Source organism: Plesiomonas shigelloides, from assembly GCF_900087055.1.
In the GTDB taxonomy this organism is placed as follows: Bacteria; Pseudomonadota; Gammaproteobacteria; order Enterobacterales; family CAMTGL01; genus Plesiomonas; species Plesiomonas shigelloides.
Window position 1 is genome coordinate 2,914,341 of sequence record NZ_LT575468.1, and the last position, 26,564, is coordinate 2,940,904.

The 26,564-nt window shown below is 55.2% G+C and carries 21 protein-coding genes and 1 riboswitch; of the genes, 10 read left to right on the forward strand and 11 right to left on the reverse strand.

Annotated features, from left to right (window positions below):
- Positions 1-258: 258 nt before the first annotated feature.
- From leuA to leuD, 4 genes are read left to right on the forward strand one after another with little or no spacing between them, the layout of a single operon-like run.
- Positions 259-1,827: a 2-isopropylmalate synthase gene (leuA, locus tag NCTC9997_RS12985; RefSeq protein ID WP_010864686.1), complete on the forward strand. Its 1,569-nt coding sequence runs from the start codon at positions 259-261 to the stop codon at positions 1,825-1,827.
- An 8-nt stretch (positions 1,828-1,835) separates the two neighbouring features.
- Positions 1,836-2,933: a 3-isopropylmalate dehydrogenase gene (gene leuB / locus NCTC9997_RS12990; RefSeq protein ID WP_064978217.1), complete on the forward strand. Its 1,098-nt coding sequence runs from the start codon at positions 1,836-1,838 to the stop codon at positions 2,931-2,933.
- Between the two features lie 11 nt (positions 2,934-2,944).
- On the forward strand, positions 2,945-4,354 hold the full coding sequence (leuC, locus tag NCTC9997_RS12995) for a 3-isopropylmalate dehydratase large subunit (protein ID WP_064978218.1): 1,410 nt from the start codon (positions 2,945-2,947) through the stop codon (positions 4,352-4,354).
- 14 nt (positions 4,355-4,368) lie between these two features.
- Complete coding sequence (leuD, locus tag NCTC9997_RS13000; RefSeq protein ID WP_064978219.1) at positions 4,369-4,983, forward strand: 3-isopropylmalate dehydratase small subunit; 615 nt, start codon at positions 4,369-4,371, stop codon at positions 4,981-4,983.
- 139 nt (positions 4,984-5,122) lie between these two features.
- On the opposite strand, the gene NCTC9997_RS13005 is transcribed toward leuD, so the two are convergent.
- Positions 5,123-5,437 carry an SMR family transporter gene (locus tag NCTC9997_RS13005; RefSeq protein WP_010864690.1) on the reverse strand — a complete coding sequence of 105 codons (315 nt, stop codon included), beginning with the start codon at positions 5,435-5,437 and terminating at the stop codon, positions 5,123-5,125.
- A complete protein-coding gene (locus tag NCTC9997_RS13010) occupies positions 5,437-5,787 on the reverse strand; it encodes an SMR family transporter (protein ID WP_010864691.1) in 351 nt (116 codons plus the stop codon). The genes NCTC9997_RS13005 and NCTC9997_RS13010 overlap by 1 nt, the downstream gene beginning before the upstream one ends.
- 179 nt (positions 5,788-5,966) lie before the next feature.
- Between NCTC9997_RS13010 and NCTC9997_RS13015 the strand changes: the two genes are divergently transcribed.
- Positions 5,967-6,848 carry a LysR family transcriptional regulator gene (locus NCTC9997_RS13015; protein WP_010864692.1) on the forward strand — a complete coding sequence of 294 codons (882 nt, stop codon included), beginning with the start codon at positions 5,967-5,969 and terminating at the stop codon, positions 6,846-6,848.
- On the opposite strand, the gene NCTC9997_RS13020 is transcribed toward NCTC9997_RS13015, so the two are convergent.
- The 5 genes from NCTC9997_RS13020 to rapA form a co-directional block, all read right to left on the reverse strand.
- Entirely contained in the window at positions 6,837-7,427 is a 591-nt protein-coding gene (locus NCTC9997_RS13020; protein ID WP_010864693.1) for a cytochrome b/b6 domain-containing protein, read from the reverse strand. The genes NCTC9997_RS13015 and NCTC9997_RS13020 overlap by 12 nt on opposite strands.
- 287 nt (positions 7,428-7,714) lie before the next feature.
- Complete coding sequence (locus tag NCTC9997_RS13025) at positions 7,715-8,185, reverse strand: Dps family protein (protein WP_010864694.1); 471 nt, start codon at positions 8,183-8,185, stop codon at positions 7,715-7,717.
- Positions 8,186-8,565: 380 nt separating this feature from the next.
- Positions 8,566-9,474, reverse strand: coding sequence for a manganese-dependent inorganic pyrophosphatase (locus NCTC9997_RS13030; RefSeq protein WP_197665213.1), 909 nt, complete (start codon positions 9,472-9,474; stop codon positions 8,566-8,568).
- Positions 9,475-9,502: 28 nt separating this feature from the next.
- Positions 9,503-10,252 carry a bifunctional tRNA pseudouridine(32) synthase/23S rRNA pseudouridine(746) synthase RluA gene (gene rluA / locus NCTC9997_RS13035; protein ID WP_071596491.1) on the reverse strand — a complete coding sequence of 250 codons (750 nt, stop codon included), beginning with the start codon at positions 10,250-10,252 and terminating at the stop codon, positions 9,503-9,505.
- 21 nt (positions 10,253-10,273) lie between these two features.
- The gene (rapA, locus tag NCTC9997_RS13040; protein WP_047706740.1) at positions 10,274-13,186 is read right to left on the reverse strand and encodes an RNA polymerase-associated protein RapA; all 2,913 of its coding nucleotides are present in this window, start codon (positions 13,184-13,186) and stop codon (positions 10,274-10,276) included.
- Between the two features lie 234 nt (positions 13,187-13,420).
- Between rapA and NCTC9997_RS13045 the strand changes: the two genes are divergently transcribed.
- A complete protein-coding gene (locus NCTC9997_RS13045; protein WP_039045769.1) occupies positions 13,421-14,800 on the forward strand; it encodes a PhoH family protein in 1,380 nt (459 codons plus the stop codon).
- 231 nt (positions 14,801-15,031) lie between these two features.
- Positions 15,032-15,799 (forward strand): DedA family protein, encoded by a 768-nt coding sequence (locus NCTC9997_RS13050; protein WP_010864699.1) that lies wholly within the window; start codon positions 15,032-15,034, stop codon positions 15,797-15,799.
- Positions 15,800-15,968: 169 nt separating this feature from the next.
- Here the strand turns inward: NCTC9997_RS13050 and thiQ are convergent, their stop codons facing one another.
- The 3 genes from thiQ to thiB are packed head-to-tail and all read right to left on the reverse strand — an operon-like array spanning position 15,969 to position 19,283.
- A complete protein-coding gene (gene thiQ, locus NCTC9997_RS13055) occupies positions 15,969-16,673 on the reverse strand; it encodes a thiamine ABC transporter ATP-binding protein ThiQ (RefSeq protein WP_047706736.1) in 705 nt (234 codons plus the stop codon).
- Positions 16,657-18,330 (reverse strand): thiamine/thiamine pyrophosphate ABC transporter permease, encoded by a 1,674-nt coding sequence (gene thiP / locus NCTC9997_RS13060; protein ID WP_064978221.1) that lies wholly within the window; start codon positions 18,328-18,330, stop codon positions 16,657-16,659. The genes thiQ and thiP overlap by 17 nt, the downstream gene beginning before the upstream one ends.
- Positions 18,306-19,283, reverse strand: coding sequence for a thiamine ABC transporter substrate binding subunit (gene thiB, locus NCTC9997_RS13065; protein ID WP_064978518.1), 978 nt, complete (start codon positions 19,281-19,283; stop codon positions 18,306-18,308). Before thiB ends, thiP begins: the two co-directional genes overlap by 25 nt.
- Positions 19,284-19,450: 167 nt before the next feature.
- Positions 19,451-19,541: riboswitch (TPP riboswitch) on the reverse strand.
- 215 nt (positions 19,542-19,756) lie between these two features.
- Here thiB and NCTC9997_RS13070 point away from each other — a divergent pair.
- Entirely contained in the window at positions 19,757-20,515 is a 759-nt protein-coding gene (locus NCTC9997_RS13070) for an enoyl-CoA hydratase-related protein (RefSeq protein WP_064978222.1), read from the forward strand.
- A 347-nt stretch (positions 20,516-20,862) separates the two neighbouring features.
- A complete protein-coding gene (locus tag NCTC9997_RS13075; RefSeq protein ID WP_064978223.1) occupies positions 20,863-23,073 on the forward strand; it encodes a GGDEF domain-containing protein in 2,211 nt (736 codons plus the stop codon).
- A gap of 111 nt (positions 23,074-23,184) precedes the next feature.
- Here the strand turns inward: NCTC9997_RS13075 and djlA are convergent, their stop codons facing one another.
- Positions 23,185-24,006, reverse strand: coding sequence for a co-chaperone DjlA (gene djlA / locus NCTC9997_RS13080; RefSeq protein ID WP_010864707.1), 822 nt, complete (start codon positions 24,004-24,006; stop codon positions 23,185-23,187).
- Positions 24,007-24,236: 230 nt separating this feature from the next.
- Between djlA and lptD the strand changes: the two genes are divergently transcribed.
- The gene (lptD, locus tag NCTC9997_RS13085; RefSeq protein ID WP_064978224.1) at positions 24,237-26,561 is read left to right on the forward strand and encodes an LPS assembly protein LptD; all 2,325 of its coding nucleotides are present in this window, start codon (positions 24,237-24,239) and stop codon (positions 26,559-26,561) included.
- The last annotated feature ends 3 nt before the right edge of the window (positions 26,562-26,564 follow it).

The following is a 26,564-nucleotide window of genomic DNA, read 5'->3' on the forward strand; positions in this document are numbered from 1 at the left end:
CCCGAAACGATGTAACCTGAGCACGCCAGCCACGGCCACGATATAGACCGAGATACGTTAATAATGATGAACATCCGCGCCCTGTTTCTAAACCTACTGCTACTCGCTGCCCACCAGCGCGGGTCCGCTCGAGGTTTGTCTTAACGTTACAGTGCAGCAAGTTCAGACATCCACCTCCAAGCCCGCGCCGTCTGCGCGGGCTTTTTTTTCCGCGTGACGACAGGGATTGAACGCAACTTAAGGAAGGAGAGCGCCACCATGAGCAATCAGGTGATCATATTCGATACCACGCTGCGCGACGGCGAGCAGGCTCTGCGAGCCAGCCTGAGCGTGAAAGAAAAACTGCAGATCGCCTATGCCCTCGAGCGCCTTGGGGTTGATGTGATGGAGGTCGGTTTTCCGGTCTCATCGCCGGGCGATTTTGAATCGGTGCAAACCATCGCTCGGCATATCAAGCACAGCCGCGTCTGCGCCTTGGCCCGCGCGGTAGACAAAGATATCGATGTCGCTGCCGAAGCCCTGAAAGTGGCTGAGGCCTTTCGTATCCATACCTTTATTGCCACCTCGACACTGCATATCGAGTCGAAACTGCGCCGCAGTTTTGATGATGTGTTGGCGATGGCGGTGCACGCGGTAACCCGCGCGCGTCGCTATACCGATGATGTGGAGTTTTCCTGCGAAGACGCTGGCCGCACCCCGATTGATAATCTGTGCCGCGTAGTGGAGGCGGCAATTAAAGCCGGTGCTCGCACCATCAATATTCCCGACACGGTCGGCTACACCATCCCCAGCCAGTTTGGTGGCATCATCGAGACTCTGTTTAATCGGGTGCCGAATATCGATCAAGCGGTGATTTCGGTGCACTGCCATAACGATCTGGGGCTGTCGGTGGCGAACTCGATTGCGGCGGTGCAAGCGGGCGCGCGCCAGATTGAATGTACCGTTAACGGCATTGGTGAGCGCGCCGGTAACTGCTCGTTGGAAGAGATCGCCATGATCATCCGCACCCGCGCCGATCTGCTGAATGTGCACACCAACATCCATCATCAAGATATTTACCGTACCAGTCAGTTGGTCAGTCAGCTGTGCAACATGCCGATTCAACCGAACAAAGCGATTGTCGGTGCCAATGCGTTCGCCCACTCATCGGGTATTCACCAAGATGGCGTGCTGAAGAACAAGTCGACCTACGAGATCATCACGCCAGAGTCGATTGGCCTGAACCAAAATCAGCTGAACCTGACGTCCCGCTCCGGCCGCGCTGCGGTGAAACACCGCATGGATGCCATGGGCTACAGCGAAGGCAGCTACGATCTGGACAGCCTGTACGCCGCGTTCTTGAAGCTGGCTGACAAAAAAGGTCAGGTGTTTGACTACGACTTGGAAGCCTTGGCCTTCATCAATATGCAGCAAGAAGACCCCGAGCATTTCCGCTTGGATTACCTGAGCGTGCAATCGGGCGGCAGCGTGATGGCCACCGCGTCGGTGCGTCTGCGCTGTGGTGAAGAGGCCGTGTCTGAGGCGGCCACCGGCAACGGGCCGGTGGATGCGGTGTATCAGTGCATCACCCGCCTGACCGGTTACGAAATCCAAATCGTCAATTATCAGCTGTCGGCCAAAGGCCAAGGCAAAGATGCCCTCGGACAAGTCGACATCGTGGCCGATTATCAAGGACGACGCTTTCACGGCGTGGGTCTGGCCACCGATATCATTGAATCCTCGGCGCAAGCGTTGGTGCATGTGTTGAATGCCATTCACCGCGCCGGTCGAGTTTCAGAAGAAAAACAACGAATTCAGCAACGTAATATTGAGGCCTCACAACCATGACAGGGACTATGACTGAAACGAAAGGGAATTACCGGATCGCCGTTTTGCCAGGCGATGGGATTGGCCCCGAAGTGATGCAAGAAGCGCGTAAAGTACTGGCCGCGGTGGCGCAGCGCTTTGCACTGCAATTTGAGCTGCAAGAATTCGATGTCGGCGGCATTGCCATTGATCGCCACGGCACACCACTGCCGGCGGCCACCATCACCGGTTGTGAAGCGGCGCAGGCCATTTTGTTTGGCTCAGTAGGCGGCCCGAAGTGGGAACACCTGCCACCGGCCGAGCAACCAGAGCGTGGTGCGCTGCTACCACTGCGTAAGCACTTCCAACTGTTTTGTAACTTGCGCCCTGCTACTTTATACCGCGGTTTGGAAAGCTTTTGCCCGCTGCGTGCCGATATCTCTGCCCGCGGCTTTGACATCCTGTGTGTGCGCGAGCTGACCGGTGGCATTTATTTTGGGCAACCAAAAGGCCGTGCTGGCAGCGGCGCGCAAGAACATGCCTTTGATACCGAAATTTACTACCGCCCCGAAATTGAGCGCATCGCTCGCATGGCCTTTGAAGCGGCGCGCGTCCGCCGCCATAAAGTGACCTCGGTGGATAAAGCCAACGTGCTGCAAAGCTCATTGCTGTGGCGCGAAGTGGTCTGCCAAGTCGCCCGCGAGTATCCGGATGTACAACTTGAACACATCTATATCGATAACGCCACGATGCAGCTCATCAAAGCGCCGGATCAATTCGATGTGCTGCTGTGCTCTAACTTGTTTGGCGACATTCTGTCGGACGAGTGCGCCATGATCACCGGTTCCATGGGCATGCTGCCGTCGGCCAGCCTCAATGCCAGCCGTTTTGGTCTGTATGAGCCCGCTGGTGGCTCGGCGCCGGATATCGCCGGAAAAAATATTGCCAACCCGATTGCTCAAATTCTGTCGGCTGCCTTGATGCTGCGTTACAGCTTGGGGGAAGAAGCAGCGGCGCAAGCCATCGAGCACGCGGTGACCCAAACGCTGGCCAGCGGGATCCGCACCGCCGATCTGGCTGGTAACGGCCCTGCGGTGAGTACCGCTGAAATGGGTAGCTGCATTGCCGCTGCCATCACCAATGCCTAAGGAGTGCTGAGATGGCTAAAACCTTATACCAAAAACTGTATGACGCCCATGTCGTCCACGCCGCCGAAGGCGAAACGCCACTGTTGTACATTGACCGTCATCTGGTGCATGAAGTGACCTCGCCGCAAGCCTTCGATGGCCTGCGCGCAATGCAGCGTCCGGTACGCCAACCGAGCAAAACCTTTGCCACCATGGATCACAACGTCTCCACCCTGACGCGGGATATTGCCGCCTCTGGCGAGATGGCTCGTATTCAGATGCAAGAGCTGGCCAAAAACTGCGCCGAATTTGGCATCACTCTGTACGATTTGGATGACCCGAATCAAGGGATCGTGCATGTGATGGGCCCGGAGCAAGGGCTGACCCTGCCGGGAATGACCATTGTGTGTGGCGACTCCCACACCGCCACCCACGGTGCGTTTGGCGCGCTGGCCTTCGGTATTGGCACCTCGGAAGTCGAGCATGTGTTGGCCACCCAAACCCTGAAGCAGGGCCGTGCCAAGACCATGAAAATCGAGGTGCAAGGCCACACCGCACCGGGGATCACGGCGAAAGATATCGTGCTGGCGATCATTGGCCGCATCGGTCATGCCGGCGGAACTGGTTATGTGGTGGAATTTTGTGGTGAGGCGATTCAAGCGCTGAGCATGGAAGGCCGCATGACAGTGTGCAACATGGCCATTGAGCTGGGCGCTAAAGCCGGCCTGATTGCGCCGGATGCCACCACCTTGGCCTATTTACAGGGGCGTCCATTTGCGCCGCAAGGCAGCGATTGGAACGCCGCCGTCGCGTACTGGAACACCCTGCACTCCGATGCCGATGCCAACTTTGATGCCATCATTACCTTGCAAGCGGCTGAGATTGCCCCGCAAGTGACTTGGGGGACAAATCCGGGGCAAGTGATCGCTATCGACCAGCCGGTACCAACGCCAGAGAGCTTTGCCGATGCCAATGAACGCAGTTCGGCGGAAAAAGCCCTGCGCTATATGGGATTGCAGGCCGGTGAAAAGCTGTCTGAGGTACGCATCGATAAAGTCTTTATCGGCTCGTGCACCAACTCGCGCATTGAAGATTTACGCGCCGCGGCCGCCATTGCCAAAGGGCGTAAAGTGGCCGACGGCGTGCAGGCATTAGTCGTGCCCGGCTCCGGCATTGTGAAAGCGCAAGCGGAAGCCGAAGGCTTGGATCAGATCTTTATCGATGCCGGTTTTGAGTGGCGTTTACCGGGCTGCTCGATGTGTCTGGCGATGAACAATGACCGACTGGCCGCCGGTGAGCGCTGCGCTTCCACCAGTAACCGTAACTTCGAAGGCCGACAAGGGCGCGGTGGTCGTACCCATTTGGTCAGCCCAGCGATGGCCGCCGCAGCGGCGGTGACCGGTCGCTTTGCTGATATTCGCACTTTGAACGAGTCACACTGAAGCGGAGAGTCAAGATGACAGGATTTACTCAACATTGCGGCTATGTGGCTCCGCTGGATACCGCCAATATCGATACCGATGCCATCATCCCTAAGCAATTTTTGCAAAAGGTCACCCGCGTCGGCTTTGGTCGCCACCTGTTCCATGATTGGCGTTTTCTGGATGATGCCGGCGAACAACCCAATCCGGACTTTGTGTTGAACCAAGCGGAGTTTGCCGATGCCACCATTTTGCTGACCCGCGAAAATTTCGGTTGCGGCTCCTCGCGCGAGCATGCGCCGTGGGCGCTGGCCGACTACGGCTTTCAAGTGATCATCGCGCCGAGTTTTGCCGATATTTTCTATGGCAACGCTATCAACAATCAGCTGCTACCGGTGCGACTGCCGGAGGCCGCCATTGAGCAGTTGTTTGCCCTGCAGCGCGCCCATACCCGCTTGCAGCTGTGCGTGGATCTGGCCTCGCAAACGGTGCGCGTTAGCGGCGGAGCCGAAGAGTTTAGTGTCCACTTCCCGATTGATCCGTTCCATCGCCACTGCTTATTAAACGGGTTGGACAGCATCGGGCTGACGTTGCAACATGCGGACGCGATCACGCGTTATGAACAGGCTCAACCGGCGTTTTTACGCTAATAGGTGATGGATGATGGGTGATGGGTGAGTCAGGCCGAATAGTGGCAGATAGCTCATGCACTGGATAATAAACATACGCTAGATAATAAAAAAGGTAACCGCAGGGTTACCTTTTTTATCGCCATCATGTGCATTGAACTCATGCGGTATGCATAATCACCACGGCCGACGCGATCACGGCAATGCCAGCCCAGCCAATTGGCTTTAATTTTTCTTTGAAGATCAGCCAACTACCAATGGCAGTACCCAGAATACCGATCGCACCCCATGAAGCATAGGCGACCGCCAAATCCATCCCACGTACCGCTTCGGTCAGCAGGGTAAAGGCACTCATCACCAATACCAGCGATAACACGCCCCAGCGCTTACGCTTAAAGCCACGTGATTTATTCAGCGCCATATTGGCGGCCACATCCAGCAGCGCCGCTGCGAGCACAAATCCGATATGTACCATTATGCGCCCTCCTCCGCCTGCTCCGGATGACTCTCACCGGCATTCACCATCACGATCCCCGTAACGGCCAGCCCCAGACCTACCATCTCTTGCAGCGACAGGTCGTAGCCAAAATAAAAGACAGAGACCAGTGTAATCAGGGTGACACCGACACCTTCCCACAGCGCATAGGCAATGCCAATTGGGATGCGCTTAATGGCCTTGGACAGGAAGAAATACGACACCGAAATGCCCAGCCACATTGGGAGATAACTTGCTAATGAACCGTTTTCGATAATTTTGTTGATAGACGATGTTCCCGCCACTTCGGTCATGATGGCCAGTAGTAAAAACATCCACGCGAATAACATGATAGTACCCTTTGATTTCCTTAGCGCCTTACTCTCGTCACTGAGATGTTCCGGCACAGGAATTACTCTACCGGTGCCACCATGCAAATTCCAATCGCTCAGCGTCGATTTTTCCGACGCTAACATTTGACACATTATTTACATTCTCTACTATCAGCGAGAGGCTCCCGGAGACACATATGAAACTCTCGCAGTTAGAAATGTTTGTAGAAGCGGCAAATAGCGGTTCGATCACCGAAGCGGCGCGCCGTCTGAACAAAAGTCGTAGCACCGTCAGCACCGCTATCAGCGCGCTGGAAGACAGCTTGGGCGTCAGTCTTTTTGAACGCGGTTCCAACCTCACTGAACTCACGGTGATCGGCGAACAAATTTTGGATGACAGCGAGCGTATCCTGCAGATTGCCTACATCATCGAACAAAAATGCCAGCACTACGCCTCGGGAGCAGAAGCGGTGCTGCGTATTGCCCGTGATGATGCGCTATCGGAAGTCTTTTGGCGGCGTCTGCTGGGGGATCTGAAACACACCTTCTCCGGTACCAGTGTATCTTTGGTGTTGGCCTCACCGCCGGAGCTGCCGCAGTTGGTGGAAGATGGCATTGTGGATGCAGCCTTTGGCCTATTGACCGAAGAGCAAGAGAGTACCTCGCTCAAAATCGAGGTGTTACACCCGCTACGCACCATGATGGTGGTGGAAAAGCAGCACCCGCTGGCACTGCTCAAGCGCGTGCAACACAGCGATCTGGAATCGCATACCCAAATCACCTTGTCGTATGCCGACCATGAATCGGTGAAAACCTTACTGCCAGTCAGTGGCGATCACATTGGTTTATCGTGCTTTGAGATGATGCGTGATGCGGTAATGGATAAGCTCGGCTGGGCGATTTTGCCCATCCCGCTGATTAAAACGCAGCTACGCCAAGATCAGTTGCGGGTGCTAAAACACAAATTCAGCATGCAGTGGCGTGACTACGCGGCCTATGCCTCACCGGCCGCGTATCACGGTAAGGTGCTCTCGTGGATCCAGCAAGAGATCCAAAAAGAGCTCGAATCATACGACTGACGAACCGGTTTTCGCTTGGTTACGCCGCCAGAAGAAAAAGTGCAGTAACGCCATGCCACCGTGACCGACCAAATAAGCTTCAATCAAACCGGTCAGTGCTTTATGCACGGATTTCAGATCCGGCGCCCACACAGAGCCGGTGCGCCACAGTAAAAACCACGTAAATCCAGAGCCGGCCACCAGCAAAATCGCGCCTAAGCCTAAGCCTTGAATACAAGGCGCTAAGCCACCGGCGGCGCTTTCGGGCAGTCGACGTTGCCACAGGGTGCGCAAATCCGCTTTCAGCTGGGAAAAATCCCCCCACAAGTAGGGAAAGAAATAGCGTAATCCGCGAGAAAACAGGCAATGTAAGGTCAGTAACAGCCCTAACACTAACGCGGTACAGCCCATGCCGATGTGCATCCAAACAAACAGCGGAGCGACTACCCCTGCGCTAATCGCGCCTTCGGCGGTAAATTGCATCCCGTTGCTGTTGAGGATTTGCAGAATGACCAGCGCCGCCAGTGTCAGGTGCAAAACGCGCAGAAACCGGTGCTGATATTGCCCCAGATAGCGCCAAAAATCAGAAAATAGCCGCATGAGAGTTCATCCTTAATCCGGCCAGGCCGGTCTGTATTTCTTGTTTTGAATTGCTCGAAAACACCGTGTCATCTATCAGTGATTATGACCTAATCCGTTCGAATAAGTCGCTAAGAAAAGTTGAGATCCTGACGAGCAAAGATGTTGCATGCTGTTAGCGTGATAAGCGCTGAGCGCAAAAGCGCGAACAAATAAATAAGCGCAGACAACAAAACGCCGGGACGCACAAGCGTTCCGGCGTAATCGCGTTGATGAGCGATACAAGGTAGTCCGTCAAACGATGCCGATTACTCTTCCAGCATGCTACGCAGCATCCACGCCATTTTTTCATGGGCGCTGCAACGGTCATCCAGCAAAGAGCCGGTAGCGCCATCGTTCACTTCACCGGTCAGTGGGTAAATCCCGCGAATACGTTCGATCACTTGGCCGTGGCCTTTGACCAAGAACTCCAGCATTTCGGCGTTGTTCATGCCGCTACGCGCCTCTGGCAAGGTGCTCATTTTGCTGTACACACTCAGTGAGCCGGGGGCTTCAAAGCCCAGTTCACGGATACGTTCAGCGATTTCATCCAGCGCATTCCAGATTTCGTTATATTGTTCTTCCAGCATCTGGTGCATTGGGCGGAAACGCATGCCTTTCACGTTCCAGTGGAAATAGTGGGTGGTCAGATACAGGCTGAAAGTATCGGCCAGCAGATGGGATAAGCTGTCAGCAATTTTTTCTCGGCTGGCATCGGGCAGTGAAATATCAACTTTCATAACCAATCTCCATGTTCAAATAACTTAACGGTAATGCCGTTCGTTGTTAATAAACATAGACCTGTTACGCATGTTTATCTGTCAGCAAATGCCGCCAATTGCCTCGTTGTGCAAGCAAATATGTCCTGCCATATGCGCGTATTTGCAGCGTTAATAAAAAAAGTGCGGTTTATAGCGAGACTCGGGAAAACATGAAGAAAATCATATCGATTAGTTCTTAATAAAAGCCCAACTATCTCGTGCGACAACCTCGTGCGACAGCGCGGTTGCGCCAATAAAAAGGCAGCCCGCAGGCTGCCTTAAACCGAAGTGACGATGGCTATACAGTCACGCTATAGAGTCACTCGATACTGGCCACTCGATACAATCACGCAATGCGATCAGGCCAGAACCTGCTGCAGCCACGGCCAACCTTGCTTTTTACGGCTCAGGGTGTTTTGCATCATCAGTACGCCGTTGTCAGCATGCGCATCCAGCTTGGCAGACCATTCGCCTTTGTACAGCAGACGGGTAGTCGCGGTGGTGATGTCAGTCAGCATCAGCGCGGCCAGTGCCAGACCTTCGTTATCACAACGCGCTTGCAGATCCGCATTCAGCGCATCCAGCATGCCGTCTACTTGCTCCAGTGTCGCCAGCTCAATCTGACCGACAACCACGTCACGGCCGTTCAGTGGGTAGCCTTTCAGATCTTTTTCTACCAGCTCCGCCGCAGACAGACCTTCGATGTCAGTCTTAGCAATCAGCAGGTCTTTGATGAACAGATCCAGATCAGCGATATCAGCCAGTTTAGCCAGCGCATACACCGCTTCTTTGTCTTTCTCGGTGCAAGTTGGTGACGCAAAGCCCACGGTGTCGCTGATGATGGCAGACATCATCAGAATCGCCAGCGGACGGGTGATCTCGGCCTGCTCCATACGGAACAGATTGAACAGGATGGTGTTGGTGCAGCCTACCGGCCAGATCCACGCTTCCAGCGGCTGCGCCGTGGTCACGTCGCCCAGACGGTGGTGGTCAACGATACCCAGAATTTCTGCCTGCGCCAGATCGTCTGGACCTTGCGCCAGATCGGAGTAATCCACCAGCCACACTTTCTGACCGGCAACACCAGTGCACATCTCTGGCTGCTCAACCCCAGCACGCTCCAGAATAAAGCGTGTTTCGCGGTTGATATCACCCTGACGCACGGCTTTCGCCTGCAGGCCACGGGCTTTCAGCAGTTCAGCAGCTACCAGTGCAGAACAGATACTATCGCTATCAGGGTTTTTATGACCAACTACTTGAATCATCATCTTTCCTTTCAGTACGTCTGGCCTGCACTTAAAAGTCAGGCTCACAGCAAAAGTGCATCGGCTCGCCGGTTTTCGGATGCGTGATCGACAGCTCACGCGCGTGCAGTTGCAAACGCGGCGCCATCGCTAAGGCATCGGGATGCGCGTAGAAGCGATCGCCCAAGATAGGGTGTCCCAACGCCAGCATGTGCACCCGTAACTGGTGCGAGCGTCCGGTTACGGGGGTCAGTTTAACACGGCTCGCGCCATCCGGATCGCGACTGAGCACCTGATACAAGGTCAGCGCCCGCTTACCGGTTTCATGGCAGACTTTCTGTTTCGGCCGGTTTGGCCAGTCACAGATCAGCGGCAGGTCGATTTCTCCAGCATCTTGTGCCAGATGTCCCCACACGCGCGCCACATAGGCTTTTTTCGGCTCGCGCTCACGAAACTGGCGCTTAAGCTCGCGCTCGGCTTGCTTGGTCAACGCCACCACCATCACGCCACTGGTGGCCATATCCAGCCGGTGCACCGATTCGGCCAACGGGAAGTCGGCCTGAATGCGCTGCATGATGCTATCGCGGTGCTCTTCGGCGCGCCCTTGCACCGACAGCAACCCACTCGGCTTATTCACCACCATGATGCTCGTGTCCTGATACAGGATCTGCAACCAGGGATCGGTCGGCGGGTTATAGGCCTCCAGCGGTGGCGCGCCACTTGGAATGGCCCGCTCTTCGGCGGTCGGCTTGCGCACTTTACGCGGCGCCGTATCGGTTGGTTTCACAGGCTCATTCCTCATAATGTGCTCCGCTCGCAGCGCTTACTGATGCGTCACCACGACCACGCGCAGGGAATCCAGACGCCAGTTGGCTTCGTCCAGATGCTGCAGAACATGCTTACGACCCAGTTCCAGCATGCTGATTTCATCCTCACGGATGTTCGGGTTGACCGCTTTCAGGGCCAACATCCGATCCAGCTCGGCGGTCATCACGTCGTCCGCCAGCTTACGCGCGGCATCAATTTCCACCCGCGCCAGCTCATTAGCCTTCGGCTCGGCCATGGTCAACATCGCGTGGATCTCTTTTTGCACCGCGTTCACCAGCTTGCTGCCGGTATGACGGTTCACTGGGCTCAGTTGGCGATTCAACGCTTCAAAACCAATCGATTTTGAGAGATCGTTACCACTGACATCCATCAGCAAACGCACCGGCGTTGGCGGCAGGAAACGCGTCAGTTGCAGGTGCTTCGGCGCCTGCGCTTCCACCACATACACCAGCTCCAGCAGCAGTGTACCGGCTGGCAAGGCTTTATTTTTCAGCAGCGACATCGCGGTCATACCGGTATCACCGGACAGGATCAGGTCAATACCGTTACGCAAAATCGGGTGTTCCCACGTCAGGAACTGCGCATCTTCACGCGACAACGCCACTTCACGATCGAAGGTCACCGTACAGCCATCGGATGGCAGACCTGGGAAGTCCGGCACCAGCATGTGGCCAGTTGGCTCCAGCACCAAGGTATTCTCGCCGCGATCTTCTTGATGCACACCGATGATATCGAACAGGTTCAGGGCAAAGCTCACCAGCTTGGTATCGCCATCTTGCTCGGCAATTTCGCTGGCCAATGTCTGCGCTTCCTCGCCACCGTTGGAGTGCATCTCCAGCAGGCGATCGCGGCCGCTTTCCAGCTGCGCTTTGAGTTTATCGTGCATCGCGCGGCTATCGGCCAGCAGTTCATCAAAGCCTTCTTGATTATCCGGCTCCGCCAAATATGGGATCAGGCGCTCGACAAACGCATCGTAAACCGGACGACCGGTCGGGCAGGTATGCTCGAACGCATCCAAGCCTTCGTGGAACCAGCGCGACAGCAGAGCCTGCGAGGTGCCTTCCAAGCACGGCACATGGATCTGGATATCCTGACGCTGGCCGATACGATCCAGACGGCCAATACGCTGCTCCAGCAGATCTGGGTTCATTGGCAAATCGAACATCACCAGATTGCTGGCGAACTGGAAGTTACGGCCTTCGGAGCCAATTTCCGAGCACAGCAGTACCTGCGCGCCCTCTTCCACCTGCGCAAAATAAGCCGAAGCCTTGTCGCGCTCGATGATAGACAAGCCTTCGTGGAAGACTGCCGCACGAATCGCTTCACGCTCACGCAGCGCTTGTTCCAGATGCACGGCCGTTTGCGCCTTGGCACAGATCACCAGCACTTTGGCATCGCGGTTGTTCTTCAAGAAGGTCAGCAACCACTCCACGCGCGGGTCAAAGTTCCACCAAGTGGCATTTTCGCCTTCAAACGCTTGGTAGATTTGCTCTGGGTACAGCATCTGCTGGGCGCGATCATCCACCTTCGACGCGCCCATCAGGCGTGCCACACGGATCGCGGTTTGATACTGGCTTGGCAGCGGTAACGTGATCTGGTTTAAGCTGCGCTGCGGGAAGCCTTTCACGCCCTGACGGGTGTTACGGAACAGCACGCGGCCAGTGCCGTGGCGATCCATCAGGTTATTGATCAGAGTTTGCCGCGCCAGCAGGCGCTCGGTTTCATCCACGTCGGCCGCGTTGATCACTTTCAGCAGCGGCTCCACATCCTGCTCACTGAGCAGTTCAGTCAGCAGATTTTGCGCTTCCACGCTCAGCGGCTTACCGGCGGTAATATCGGCAACCGCATCGGCCACCGGCTGGTATTGCTGTTGCTCGGCCACGAACTCTTCGTAATCGTGGAAACGATCAGGATCCAGCAAACGCAAGCGCGCAAAGTGGCTTTCTTGACCCAACTGCTCCGGGGTGGCGGTCAGCAGCAGCACGCCCGGGATATTTTCAGTCAGAGTTTCCACCACTTGATATTCGCGGCTTGGTTTATCTTCGCTCCACACCAGATGGTGGGCTTCGTCGACCACCAACAGATCCCATTCCGCTTCCGCCGCCTGTTCACAGCGCTGGCGCTTTTTACGAATGAAATCCAAGGAGCAGATCACCAGCTGTTCGGTCTCGAACGGGTTCTCCGCATCCAAACCGGCTTCGGCGCAGCGCTCTTCGTCAAACAGCGCAAAGCGCAGGTTAAAGCGACGCAGCATCTCCACCAGCCACTGGTGTTGCAAGGTTTCTGGCACGATCACCAGCACGCGCTGAGCACGGCCAGACAGCAGTTGCTGATGAATGATCATGCCCGCTTCAATGGTCTTACCCAAACCCACTTCATCGGCCAGCAATACGCGCGGCGCATAACGGCAACCCACTTCATGGGCGATGTACAGCTGGTGCGGGATCAGGCTGGCACGAGCGCCACGCAGACCGCGTAGCGGCGAGCGGAATTGTTCACGCTGATGGTTCAGCGCGCGATAACGCAGGGCAAAACGATCCATACGGTCGATTTGACCGGCAAACAGGCGATCCTGAGGTTTGCTGAAGGTCAGCTTGTTATCCAGCATCACTTCGCGCAGGCTGATGCCCTCTTCCTCAGTATCCAGACGGGTACCGACATAAGTCAGGACACCGTGTGCTTCCAGCACTTCATCGACACGCATCTGCCAACCTTCGTGGCTGGTGATGGTATCGCCTTGGTTGAACATGACGCGAGTCACCGGGGCGTCCACTCGTGAATAAACACGGTTTTCACCGGAAACAGGGAACAGAATGGTGATGGTACGGGCTTCAATAGCGACAACCGTACCTAGACCTAACTCACTCTCAGTATCACTGATCCAACGTTGACCAAGTGCAAAAGGCATAGTGCTGACTCAACTCTCTTCTTTGTTTGGCGTGGGTGCGGGAAAGGGCGTTATGGTAATTCAAGGTGTGTTCCTCGTCACGGATTTATCCGTCCCTCATCGCGTTAAATCTCTGTAGTTGTCACAAGCTTGTCATCAAGGATGCGTTTGATTGTAAAAGTGTTGCTACACTCGGATTAAGGCGCAACACCGGTGCCAACCAGGCACAGTTTTTACGCTTACAAGGAGGTCCGTATGGGCTCAGCCGAACGAAAAATCTTCGTCCTCGATACCAACATCCTACTGCATGAACCTCAGTCCATCTTTTCCTTTCAAGAACACAATGTCATCGTGCCGATGACGGTCCTCGAAGAGCTCGACCGCATTAAGGATAGTAAACGCGACGTTTCACGCGAGGCGCGTATCGCTATCCGCATGCTCGAAAGTGTGTTTCTCGATGCCAGTGCCGAAGAGATTGCCGCGGGCGTTCCGCTCAGTAAACACGGGGCGCAAGCGTCCGGCACGCTGGCGATTTTCGCCGACTACCTGTTAGCCGAAGAGGTGCATGCCTTCCCCAGCAAAGAGGGCGATAACCGCATTCTGAACGCGGTGCTGTACTTGCAAAAATTGCATGCCCCTGTGCCCGTGGTGTTGGTCACCAAAGACATCAACATGCGCCTGCGCGCCAAAGGCGCTGGGGTGTTGCGGGTCGAAGATTATCGCACCGATCAGCTGATCGACGATGTGCGCTTCCTCACTAAAGGCTTTCGTCACCTCGACGGCGATTTTTGGAAAAAAGTGGAGGTGTGCCAAACCCAGCACGAAGGGCGCGAAACCTACCATGCGGTGGATGCCGCCCTGATCCCCAAAACCCACATCAACGAATACCTGTTTGACGATACCGAAACCTTTGCCGGTCGCGTCAGCGCCATCGGCCGCGATCGCATCACATTTCGCGATTTAGGACGGGAAAAACTGATGCACCGGCAAGCGTGGGGCGTGCATCCGAAAAATATTTATCAGGCGATGGCGTTACACGCCTTGCTCGACCCGAGCATCGATCTGGTGATCCTCACCGGCCCGGCCGGTAGTGGGAAAACCTTGCTGGCGATGGCGGCGGCACTGGAGCAAGTGGTCGAGAAAAAGATGTACGACAAGATTATTGTCACCCGTAACACGCCGGATATCGGCGAGTCGATTGGCTATCTGCCGGGCACCGAAGAGGAAAAAATGCTGCCGTGGCTAGCGGCAATCACCGATACCTTGGAAGTGCTGCATAAAAACGACCACAACACCGAAGCGTCGATCAAATACATTCAGGACAAAGCCAACATCCAGTTTAAATCGATTAACTTCATGCGTGGCCGCTCGATTCAAAATGCCTTTGTGCTGCTGGACGAGTGCCAAAACTTAAGCGCCTCTCAGCTGAAAACCATCATTACCCGCTGCGGGGAAGGCACCAAAATTATCTGCTCCGGTAACTTGGCGCAAATCGACAGCCCTTACCTGACGCCGGTCACATCGGGGCTAACCTATATTGTGGAGCGCTTTAAAAACTTTGAGGGCAGCGTAAACCTGTATCTGAACGGGGTGGTGCGTAGCCGGTTAGCCTCATTCGCCGAGGAAAACCTGTAACCGCGTACTGACTTAAGATTCAAAACAAAAGACATAAAACAAGGGCTGAGACAATAAAGATTGAGACATCGTCATGATTGACGCTCCCTCAGCCCTTCTGCACAATCAGCCTCACTGGCCGGTCAGCTCGCCTTGCGGTTGACCGGCTGAACACTGTGCGTCTTGTACTCAGGTACGCAGACTCCACCAGTATCGCGATTTCGGCTTGCCGCCCCGTTTAAAGAGGTTCCGATGGAGGCATTACTTAACCATCTTCAGCTGTATGCCATGCACTATGCGCTCAGCGCTGCGTTCTTGGCGGCGTTGATTGAATCCATTGCGCTCATCGGTCTGTTGGTGCCGAGCTCGGTCATCATGACCTCGATTGGTCTGCTGATTGGTCACGGCGAAGTGAATTTCTGGCTGGCATGGTTGGCCGCTACGTTAGGCTGCATGGTGGGCGATTGGGGCTCATATCTGGCCGGTCACTATTTCCAAGCGCCGCTACGCAACTTTCGTCCGCTGCAGCGCTATCAAAGCACCATCAGCAAAATTGAATATGCGCTGCACCAGCACAGTATGCCAACCATTTTCTGGGGCCGGCATATCGGGCCGACACGCCCGATTGTGCCGCTGGCAGCAGGCATGCTGAACCTGCCACCGCGCAGTTTTGCCCTGCCGAATTTTTTGGCCTGTGCGACTTGGCCTCCGGTCTATCTGCTGCCGGGGATTTTAGCAGGGGTCGCGCTGGGGATCCCACAAGGACAGAGCGTCGGCCTGTTCCGCGTGCTGCTGCTGTTAAGCGCGGCGGGGATGTTCTTCAGTGTCTGGCTCGGCTGGCGCTGGCTGCGCCATGACCAACGCCCAGCGGACTGGTTTAGCAAGTACCTGACGTTACCGCGCCTGCGCTGGCTGACCATGGTCAGTCTGCTGCTGGCGGTGGTCAGTACGCTGTGGCTGTTACAACAACCGTTGATGCCACTGTACGCGGATCACCTGCGCGACGTACTCAAACTCTGACGCGCAGACCTGCTTAGCTCTCTTTAAAAAAACGCCCAGCGTCTGCACCGATTGCCGCGCTGGGCGTTTTTTTATCTTCTCACGTTTGCTGCTTTCTTCCTGCCGTCAGCGCTCTCGCTACTCTCCGCGTCTCTGGCCACCTCTCTGGCTTGCCGTTATGACTTGGCTATTACGGCTTGACCGTGACGCCCAGAATACGCGCCTGTGGCGCCGCGCCACTGAGTAAATCGGCGGTCGGCCCGTCATAACAGATGCAACCATCGTCAATCAGCAAGGTACGCGGTGCGATACGCGCGGCATCATCCAAATTGTGCGACACCATCAGCAAGGTCAAATTCAAGCGCGCACATGCCTCTTCCACCAATGCCAGCATGTCACTGCGCAGCGCCGGATCGAGAGCGGAAAACGGCTCATCCAGCAGCAAAATCGGCGTATCACGCACCAAACAGCGCGCCAACGCTACCCGCTGACGCTGACCGCCCGACAAGGTATCGGGCCGACGCGTCAGGTAATCGGCCAGCCCCACCGACTCCGCGACCGCCACCAGGCGCGCCTGCTGCTCGGCAGTCAAACGCAAGCCCGGATCTAACCCCAACCCGATATTTTGCCCGACGGTCAGGTGCATAAATAAATTGTGCTCCTGAAACAGCATCGACACCGGCCGCTGCGCCACCGGCAAGGTCGTCGCCTCTTGGCCATTGAGCCACAACCGACCACTGTGCAGCGGACAAAATCCGGCAATTAAGTTGAGCAAGGTACTTTTCCCCGCTCCGCTCGGGCCCAAAATGGCCACCCGTTCACCGGCTCGCACCTGCAAGTCAAAGCGCATCGGCTGATTTTGGTAAAGAAAAGTCACATCATCGAGATACAGCATGTTTCTCACGATCCTTAGCGGCAGAGGTGTCAGACGGCGAGCCGGTTAGCGCAGCCGACGACGATGAAGGACGATGCTCAAACAGGCTAAATAAGCCAAAACAGAGCAGCAATAACAAGAGCGCCGTCACGCCACCATCTTGGCTGCGATAAGCGCCAATTTGCTGATACAGATACAGCGGCAAGGTGCGAAAATCTTCGCTGCCAAACAGCGCAATCACACCAAAATCTCCCAGCGACAGCACGCAGGCAAAGGAAAACGCCAACGACAAAGGACGGCGCAGCGCCCGCCACTCGACCCAATAGCAGCGACGCCAGCCGTGCATACCGAGTGACGCGCACAAACGATCGTACTGCGCCGCGCAGTCCAATACCGGCACGCTCAGCGTTTTTAGCACATACGGCAGCGCCATCATGGCGTTACACAGCACCACGATGGCAAACGGGTGAGCACGCAGCGCCGGATAAGGCTGCAGCAGTAAAAATAGCCCCGTGGCGAGCACCAATCCCGGCATCGCCAAAATGAGCATGCCACTAAGCTCCAGATAGCGTGCACTACGCAGCCAGCCATCAAGACGCATCCGGCTGCTACTCCACGCAATCATCAAGCCCAACCCTAACGCCAACGCGCCGGCGCACAGGGCAATACTCAATGAGGTCAACGTGGCTTGCCACAACGCCGGCTGACTGACCACCGACCAAAACGCACGGCTAATTCCGCCCACCACCACCGCCAGTAATGGCGGCACCAGCAGCAAGATCGCCGCCGCGATCAACACGCCATCGGTTAGTCGACTGGCGAGATTGTCCGGCAACCAACGCACGCCGTGGCCACGCCCCGCTGGTGCCGCCAGTGAACCGGCCAGCTTTTGGCTAGCCAGCACTAAGGCCAGACAAACCCCCATTTGCAGCAGTGCCAGCCATGCCGCCATCCCTAAATCGAAGTCATAGGTTAGCGCCTGATAGATAGCCACTTCCAGTGTCGAGGCTTTTGGCCCACCACCGAGGGCTAACACCACGGCAAAACTGGCAAAACAGAGCATAAAGATCAAACTGGCCGCCGGCAGTAACTGACGGCGCACTTGTGGCCATTCCACCCAACGCCAACACTGGCGCTGGTTCATGCCGAGCTGCGCGGCGATCTGGTATTGCTCTTGCGGAATAGACTCTAAACTTTGCAACAGTAACCGCGTGGCCAGCGGCAAGTTGAAAAAGACATGCGCCAGTAAGATGCCCTGCAAGCCATACGGCGAAAAGCGATACGCCAGCCCCAGAGCGCGACACAGCTGCGCCAGCCACCCTTCTTGCCCGTAGACACTGATCAGACCAAACACCGCCACCAACACCGGCAACACCAGCGTCATCGAGCACAAACGCAACAACAGGCGGCGGCCAACAAACTGACGACGCGCCAACGCACGCGCCAAAAACAGTGCCGGTAGTACCGACAACAACGCCGACAGCGCCGCTTGCCAGAAGGTAAAACGTAAGAGGTGCCACACATACGGATCGTGCAACACCTCCAGCCCCGCTTGCTGCGGCGCTTGCCACAGCAAACTCAGCAGCGCCGCCGCCGCCAGTACTAACAGTAATCCACCGGCGACAATCCCTGGCCAGCGACCGCGCGCCATCATCAGCGGCTTACCGCCATCTGCCACTCACGCACCCACGCCTTGCGATTTTGCTCGACTTGTTGCGGAGTAAACTCCAGCGTCTTGACCGGTTTTTCCACCTGCTCAAAGCCTTTTGGTAACGCCACATCCGTCACCGGCAGCATCCAGTTTCCGGTGGCCATCTGATCTTGGAACGCTGGGGTTAGCATAAAGCGTAAGAACTCTTGCGCCAGCTGCGGCTGCTTGCTGGACGCCAACTGACCGGCCACTTCCACTTGCAAATAGTGACCTTCGGCAAAGTTAGCGGCTTTATAGTCTGGATTGTTTTCGCTGATCAGGTGATACATCGGCGAGGTGGTGTAACTCAGCACCATATCTGCCTCTCCTTTAAGAAACAGTCCGTAGGCTTCGCTCCAGCCTTTGGTCACGGTGACGGTCTTCCCCGCCAACTTCTGCCATGCCTCGGCCGCCTGATCGCCATACACCGATTTCATCCACAGCAACAGCCCCAGCCCCGGTGTACTGGTGCGCGGATCTTGATAAATCACCTTGATCGGCTGCTTGCTATCCACCAAGTCATGCAAGCTTTGCGGCGGGGTTTTCAAACGTTTTTGGTTGTACACGAAAGCGAAGTAACCGTAGTCATACGGCAGGAAGTGGGTATTGTTCCAGCCACCCGGTAGGGTGAGCTTGGTTTGCGGTGCAGGAAGCGGGGCGAACAGACCGGTTTTCTCGGCGTCTGCGACCAAATTGTTATCCAGCCCCAACACCACATCGGCCGGACTGTTTTTCCCTTCCATACGCACGCGATTTAAAATCGACACGCCATCATCCAGCGCCACGAATTTCAGCTCACAATCACCGCACTCAGCCTCAAAGGCTTTTTTGATCGCCGGGCCCGGGCCCCAATCAGAGGCAAACGAATCATAGGTATACACGGTGAGCGTGCGCTCAGCTGCTTGCGCCAACGGCAAGCTACTTAACGCGCCCAGCGCCAGCCATGCGCCAACACCAAAACGCGAACGAACACAGCGAGAGAACAACGAAACAGGGGTCACAGACACTTTGCGCTCCTTAACAACCTTGTGGGAGTCGGCAAAGGTTTTTGAGTGCTGTCGGAAGATGGTCGGCTTACCGCATCTTTCACCTTGATGCGCGCCGGCGCCAAACAGCAGATCTCAAATCCCTCCGCCGGTATAAACCGGATCAGGTTCGACGGGTGTTATCTCAGCCTCGCGGCACCCCGTTGAGAACGGCGCTTATTGTACTCGCAATCGCCCCTTCAGTACTAGCCACACACCGAGCACAGGAGTGACAAACGGTGTGATTTGATTTCCAACTGCCAGCCACTGGTTTATGCTGCTATTGTTAACTGGTCGTACCAACAACGTTAATGAGGATGGCAAATTGTCCCTCTCCCCGACTCCGGCCGCACTGTTGTCACGTGCGCCCCTGATAACAAGGATTTTGCATGGATAGCCTGTTAATCACTCGGTCTGACGAAGGCGTGCTGTGTCTGACCTTCAATCGCCCAGAAAAGAAAAATGCCCTGACGCTGGAGATGTACCACGCACTGGAGCTGGCACTGCGTGATGCGGCGAGCGACAACCGCGTACGCAGTGTGGTGCTGCAAGGTAACGAGTGCTGCTTTACCGCCGGTAATGATCTGGCAGTCTTTCTCGAAAGTGGCAATCTGGATCACGAACATCCCGCCATTCGAATGCTACACACGCTAGCAGCCTTCCCAAAACCGGTGGTCGCGGCGGTGTGTGGTGTGGCCATCGGTATTGGTACTACGTTGCTATTGCATTGCGATCTGGTTTACGTCGCTGATGATGCGGTGCTGCAGCTGCCGTTTATCGATTTGGGGTTAGTTCCCGAGTTTGCCTCCAGCTTACTGCTGCCACGTACGCTTGGCCATGTGCGCGCCTGTGAGTGGTTGCTGCTGGGCGATGCATTTTCTGGCGCGCAAGCCGCGCACGCTGGACTCGCGAATCGCAGTTTGCCGGCTAATGAGGTGTTGGCCTTTGCCCACACGCAAGCGGTACGACTAGCACACAAGCCGCCGCACGCCTTACGTAACAGCAAAGCCTTGCTGAAAAACGAATTAAAGCAGGCGGTGCCCTTTACCATCGATCTGGAAGCGCGCGCGTTTTCGCAAGCACTGCACAGCGAAGAGAGCCGCCAACGGGTCAGCGCTAAGCTAAGCGCGATCAGCGCCAAGAAATAAAACGCGAAAGCAGGATAAATATCACCACAAAAAGCTGATATTAGGCTACACAACCACATCTTTCGCTAGCCATTGCATTACTGAGCGGTAAAACCCTCGTCTAACTCACGGCGGTGGTTTTATCGCCCTTATCTAGGGCATCTATTGCGTCATTCTCGGCCTAATTGTCGACGTGATCAGCGCCACGCCTTCGCGACTGTGCGGGGAAACTTCCCCGCAGATCAACCGGTTAAAAATCGACTTACCGCTCAAAATCAGCATTGATTTTACGGATGTAATCGACTCGTTGTTCTATTTAGATAATGCTATCGCATGTTTTGCGCATTGTTTGGTGTTAAGGATACGCGATGCTCCCGCACGGAATGCTTCAGCAATGGATATTAGCCTACGATCAGCCCTCACTGCTGGATTCAGCATTGCCTGAACTAGCACTGGTCCTGAACGCCTCCCACTGCTGGTTATTTGTCGGACTGGAAGAGTCACAGCCACTGGCCAGTTGGCCTCAAGACGCTGATCATCAGGCGTTATTCAGTCATGCCGATTTGTTGCTGAAAAATCACGTCTTAGTGCAAAGCGGGATCTTGCACACCCTGAACAACCAGCCCAATCTGCATATCTGCCGTTTAAGCGGTAACAGCGCACAACCGCGTATTCTGGTATGGCAAACACCAGAGAATCCGAATCACGATAGCGCACAAGCGACCGATCTTCCAACGACCGAACTGTCGACCACCGATCTGTCAACGCAAGTGGCGGTATTGCTGTTTTTTGGCCAACTACTGCAAAAACACCATGATGACAGCCAAGCAACCAGCGAACGTGGGCGACGCGATCTACAAGAAGCCATGTTAGCTAATCAGCTCAATGACTTACGCAATCAAGTCAATACCATCCGTGAGCTACAGCAGTTGATGAGCGCCATGATGCTCTGCCGCGAACCGGAAGAGCTGTACAAGCTGGCAGTCGAGCAGCTGCGCACGATCCTACCCGGTTGTCGCAGCGCCTTGATGCTGTACGATCCGGCCACCGGTCAAGTCCAAGGCACCTTCGGCACCGACAATGAAGGTAACACCGCCGATGAGCGGCATATCATCTACAACTATCACGATCAAACCAGCGAATTTAATCAAGCACTGCGCAGCCAAGATCAAGAATTGGTGATCAAAGACAACGCCCCGCTGTACACCCAGCACACCATCGTCGGCGTAGGGTGGAATGCGATGGTGATCTTGCGCGATGAAAACGGCCCGATCGCGTGGTTTGCGCTGGATAATTTGTTGTCGCAGCGCCCGCTCACCGCCGCCCAGCAAGTGCTACTGATCACATTCAGCCGCATGGTGTCCTCGGTGCTGGTGCAGATGCTGCGCGAAAAACAACTGCGCTTTTTACATGAAGGGCTGTTGGCGATGGCCGAAGCCGATAATCTACTATTAGCCTGTAAAGTGGCGGTCGAGAAGATCAAAGCGCTGGGCGTTGATCGGGCGGCGATCTTGCTGTGGGATCCAGAGCAGCAGATGCTGCGCGGCACGTACGGCTGTGACGAGATTGGTCAACTGCGAAATGAACAGGCGCTGACTATCGATCCGTACGCCGATCCGGTTATCGTGCCGATGCTGACCGAACAGGACTATTTTAAAGTCCGCCGTGACGCACCGCTATTTAACGACTTGCACTTAATTGGCATCGGCTGGCACTTGAGCGCAGGCCTATGGCACTGTGGCCGTTTCTACGGCGCGATTTTTGCCGACAACCTGCTCAGTCGCCGCGTAATGACCAGCCACCAGCAAACTATTTTGCATCTGTTTTCGGCGGTAGTGGCCAGTTTGATGGCCCGTTTTCAAAGCGAGCAACAACTGCGTCAGCTGAACTTATCGCTGGATAATCAGGTACAAACTCGCACGCAAGAGTTGAACGAAGCCAACCAACGTTTGTTGGAGCTGTCGTACCACGATCCGCTGACAGGGTTATTTAACCGACGTTACTTTGATCAAGTGATCAGTGAATGGATGGCGCAAACGCCGGCTCCGGGCTTAATCCTGATCGATATCGATGCCTTCAAAGCCTTTAATGATATCTATGGCCATCCAGCCGGTGATGAGTGCCTACGCGCCTTTGCCGATGCGCTGAAAGCGGCGGGACGCGGCTGCGTGGTGTCACGCATGGGCGGCGAAGAGTTTTCGATCCTGATCCCCGCCGATCTGTTGCCGCAGCTAGACATCTTAATTGGCGAGTTGATGAACCTGACCGAGCAGATCTCGATTCCACATCGCGGTTCACCGTTTGGGATCCTCACGTTCTCGGCCGGCTATGCCAGCGGAGAAGGGAAAAACAGCACCGAGCTGTATCGCAGCGCCGATCAAGCACTGTACCAAGCCAAGCAGCGCGGACGCCACTGTCTGGTACAAGCGGGCACTGCGCGCAGCGGACAAGCCAAACTGGCGCATACCCATCGGCCAGCCACCTTAACGGATAGCAACCCGCAGCAAGCGACTCAGCGGCAAAGCGCGGCGCTGACTGGCGGACAAGAAAATGCCCTCCCGCTGGCCAGTGGCACCTAACTGCGCACGCTGAACACAAACATCAATGCACGCCGGTTGGTAAACAGCGCCGGAAAGCGAAAGCAGAGACAAAAAAAGCGGCGCTATTGCGCCGCTTTTTTATTAGCTGTGTTAACGAAAACCGCGCTCGCGACGTAACAAGTCATACGCTGCTTGGATGTCCTGCGCCTTTTGCTTGGCCAACTCCATCATCTCCGGCGGTAAGCCTTTAGCCACCAATTTATCCGGGTGATGTTCATTCATCAGTTTGCGATAAGCGCGCTTGATGGTTTGATTATCGGCATCGGCTGGCACTCCCAGCACTTTACACGCATCTTCCACCGTAGGACCCCGTGTTGCCGAACGCGGTGACCAGCCTTCCTGATGCGATTGCTGATGACCGCGAAACTGAGTACTGCCCTCCAACATCGACAGCAACTGCTCGAACTGATGACGCGAAAAACCCAGCTCTTCGGCAATCACATACAGCACTTCACGCTCACTCGGGTGCAAAGAGCCATCGGCAAACGCCGTTTGCAGCTGGATCTCCATAAACATCTGCAGCAAGTCAAAGCGACCAAAACAGGCGCGACGAAAATCGCGTAACGTCTGGCGTAAGGCAAAATCAGCCGACTTACCGGCACGAAACGCCTCTTGCGCGGCGCGACGCGCCTCACCGTGCAGATTCATTCGGTCCATCATGGCATTGGCCATGTGGATATCGGCTTCGGTCACCCGTCCCTTGGATTTGGTCAGATGCCCCATGGTAGAAAAGGTGGCCTGAAAAAACAGAGACTGCCGGGCCTGTTGATTACTGAAATAACCCTGTAAATGGGATTGTGCCGCCAGTCTTTTGTCCACTTGATGGCCGATTAACAGGCCAAAAAACGCACCAATAGGTCCGCCGACCAGTACGCCCAGCACCACGCCCAGAAGTTTGCCCCACAATTGCATTCAAGCCCCTCTTAAACCCGTTATTCAGGCTGCGCAGCATCGCGCCCACGCATTATTTTTTCTGTTATTGCCAGCCAGCTGGTTCCGCTCGAGGCATACATCTGCGGCCGGAATCATACAAACAATCATATAAGTGCCGAGAAAGGCAATTTGCTTTATCATACTCTGCATTAAGCTCAATTGCTTGCGGGCAACGGTGCCCGCTCAGGTTGCAGGACCCACAATCTGGTATGAAAAAATTTTTCCCGACAATTCTGGCTTCCGCCATCAGTGCGATTCTGTTCAGTCCGCACAGTTATGCTGACCTGCGCAGCCAGTGTCTGGCCGGCGTGCCTCATTATACAAAGCCGCTGGTAAATGGCGATCCGAACAATTTACCGGTCACCATCTTATCTGACGATGCGGATGTCGATTATCCGAACCGTGCGCTGTATACCGGTAACGTCAATGTCGAACAAGGTAACCGTCAACTGACCGCGCATGAAGCGCAAGTGACACAAAAGCTGGTCGATGGTAAACCGGTCAAACGTGAAATGACCGCCAGTGGTAATGTGCACTATTTTGACCCCACCATTACCCTCAAAGGTCCGCGTGCCTGGTCCGATCTGGATAGCAAAGATACCGATGTGGATGACGCCAATTACCAGTTGGTGGGCAAGCAAGGGCGCGGTACCGCACGTCAATTACAGCTGCGTGACAATAACCGTTACAGCATCATGAAAAGTGGCGTATTTACCACCTGTCTGCCGGATGATGACAGTTGGAGTATTGCCGCTACCACCATGGTGCAAGACCGCGATGAAGAAGTGGCGGAGCTGTGGAACGCGCGTTTTCGCGTCGCTGGCGTCCCGGTCTTCTACACGCCGTACCTGCAAATTCCGATTGGCAATAAGCGCCGCTCCGGTTTTCTGGTGCCGTCATTTGGCTCATCGACCAAATCCGGCTTCCAAGTGGAGCTTCCTTACTACTGGAATATCGCGCCTAACTACGACGCCACGATCACGCCGCGTTACATGACTAAACGTGGCACCGAGTGGATGACTGAGTTTCGCTACCTGACCACACCAGGTACTGGCACGCTGGCCTTTAACTATCTGCCCGATGACCCGCTGTATAACAATGAAGCGCGTTACCTGACCTACTGGAATCACAGTGGCGTCATGAATCAGGTATGGCGTTTTAACGTCGATTACACCAAGGTCAGTGACCCGCAGTACTTTAATGACTTAAGCTCACCGTACGGTAACACCACCGACGGCTATGTCACGCAAAAAGCCAGTGTTGGTTATGCCGACCCGAACTGGATGGTGAACCTGTCTGCCACCCAGTTCCAGTTGTTTAATACCCAAGTCGCCAGCGCCTATCGTACCGCGCCGCAGCTGGATATTAACTATTACAACAACGATCTGATCAACGAGCAGCTCAACACGCATCTGTATGGTCAGGTCGCGCGGTTCGATAACGATAATCCGGCGATGCCAACCGCTACGCGGGTGCATTTTGAACCGACCGTGAGTTATCCCATCGCCAACCGCTGGGGGAGTCTGGAAGTGAGTGCCAAAGCTTATGCCACGCACTACCAGCAGGATATTCCAGTGCAATACCGCAACCAGATGGAAGAGTCGGTATCGCGCTTTATTCCACAAGGCAAAATTGACGGCAAAATGGTGTTTGAACGCGATACCAAGTGGCTGGATGCCTATACCCAGACCTTGGAGCCGCGCATTCAATACCTGTATCGCCCGTACCGAGACCAAACTGGGATTGGTGCGCCGAACAGCCTAGGCTATGACTCCACCGCGCTGCAGATGGATTACTTAGGCATGTTCCGCGATCGCCGTTACAGCGGTCTGGATCGCATCGCCTCCGCCAATCAGGTGACCACCGGTCTGACGACGCGCTTCTTTGATTCATCCTTGAATGAACGCTTTAACTTTGCGGTCGGGCAAATTTTCTATTTTGAAACCCCGCAAGTAGCACCGATTAACGATGATGAAAAACAGCGAACTTCTGCCTGGGCCGCAGAGTCTAACGCCGTGTTCTCGCAAAACTGGAGTGCCAAGGCCGGAATACAGTACGATACCGAACTCAATCAAGCGTCTTTGGGAAATGCCGTATTGGAATACCGCAAAGATGCCGAACGACTGGTACAGCTGAACTATCGCTATGCCAGCCAAGAGTACATCAACGATGCACTGCCGAATAAAAACTACCCGACCGACCTGTCACAGGTTGGGGTCGTGGCAGCATGGCCGGTCACTGACCGCATCGGCGTGGTGGGTCAGTACTATTACGATACCAAACAGCAGCAACCGGCAACCCAACTGCTCGGTTTGCAATACAACACCTGCTGCTGGGCCGTTAACTTAACTTACGAGCGTAAAATCATCGGCTACGACGCCAGCGTTGGTGAAACCGGTGGCGGTATCTACGACAACGGAATCTCCTTTAATGTGGAAATCCGCGGTCTGGGCAATAACTACTCCACCGGCATCGGTAGCATGCTGGGAGACGGTATTTTGCCATATCAACGCCCGTTTAACCTGAATAACTGATGG

What these genes read in the sequence shown, in the direction of transcription:
- NCTC9997_RS13050 (WP_010864699.1), top strand. Translation starts at nt 15,032, where the DNA reads ATGGAGGCATTACTTAACCATCTTCAGCTGTATGCCATGCACTATGCG.
- NCTC9997_RS13015 (WP_010864692.1), top strand. Translation starts at nt 5,967, where the DNA reads ATGAAACTCTCGCAGTTAGAAATGTTTGTAGAAGCGGCAAATAGCGGT.
- NCTC9997_RS13025 (WP_010864694.1), bottom strand. Translation starts at nt 8,185, where the DNA reads ATGAAAGTTGATATTTCACTGCCCGATGCCAGCCGAGAAAAAATTGCT.
- rapA (WP_047706740.1), bottom strand. Translation starts at nt 13,186, where the DNA reads ATGCCTTTTGCACTTGGTCAACGTTGGATCAGTGATACTGAGAGTGAG.
- NCTC9997_RS13020 (WP_010864693.1), bottom strand. Translation starts at nt 7,427, where the DNA reads ATGCGGCTATTTTCTGATTTTTGGCGCTATCTGGGGCAATATCAGCAC.
- leuC (WP_064978218.1), top strand. Translation starts at nt 2,945, where the DNA reads ATGGCTAAAACCTTATACCAAAAACTGTATGACGCCCATGTCGTCCAC.
- leuA (WP_010864686.1), top strand. Translation starts at nt 259, where the DNA reads ATGAGCAATCAGGTGATCATATTCGATACCACGCTGCGCGACGGCGAG.
- NCTC9997_RS13045 (WP_039045769.1), top strand. Translation starts at nt 13,421, where the DNA reads ATGGGCTCAGCCGAACGAAAAATCTTCGTCCTCGATACCAACATCCTA.
- leuB (WP_064978217.1), top strand. Translation starts at nt 1,836, where the DNA reads ATGACTGAAACGAAAGGGAATTACCGGATCGCCGTTTTGCCAGGCGAT.
- lptD (WP_064978224.1), top strand. Translation starts at nt 24,237, where the DNA reads ATGAAAAAATTTTTCCCGACAATTCTGGCTTCCGCCATCAGTGCGATT.
- rluA (WP_071596491.1), bottom strand. Translation starts at nt 10,252, where the DNA reads ATGAGGAATGAGCCTGTGAAACCAACCGATACGGCGCCGCGTAAAGTG.
- thiQ (WP_047706736.1), bottom strand. Translation starts at nt 16,673, where the DNA reads ATGCTGTATCTCGATGATGTGACTTTTCTTTACCAAAATCAGCCGATG.
- djlA (WP_010864707.1), bottom strand. Translation starts at nt 24,006, where the DNA reads ATGCAATTGTGGGGCAAACTTCTGGGCGTGGTGCTGGGCGTACTGGTC.
- NCTC9997_RS13030 (WP_197665213.1), bottom strand. Translation starts at nt 9,474, where the DNA reads ATGATGATTCAAGTAGTTGGTCATAAAAACCCTGATAGCGATAGTATC.
- NCTC9997_RS13075 (WP_064978223.1), top strand. Translation starts at nt 20,863, where the DNA reads ATGCTCCCGCACGGAATGCTTCAGCAATGGATATTAGCCTACGATCAG.
- NCTC9997_RS13010 (WP_010864691.1), bottom strand. Translation starts at nt 5,787, where the DNA reads ATGTTATTCGCGTGGATGTTTTTACTACTGGCCATCATGACCGAAGTG.
- NCTC9997_RS13005 (WP_010864690.1), bottom strand. Translation starts at nt 5,437, where the DNA reads ATGGTACATATCGGATTTGTGCTCGCAGCGGCGCTGCTGGATGTGGCC.
- NCTC9997_RS13070 (WP_064978222.1), top strand. Translation starts at nt 19,757, where the DNA reads ATGGATAGCCTGTTAATCACTCGGTCTGACGAAGGCGTGCTGTGTCTG.
- leuD (WP_064978219.1), top strand. Translation starts at nt 4,369, where the DNA reads ATGACAGGATTTACTCAACATTGCGGCTATGTGGCTCCGCTGGATACC.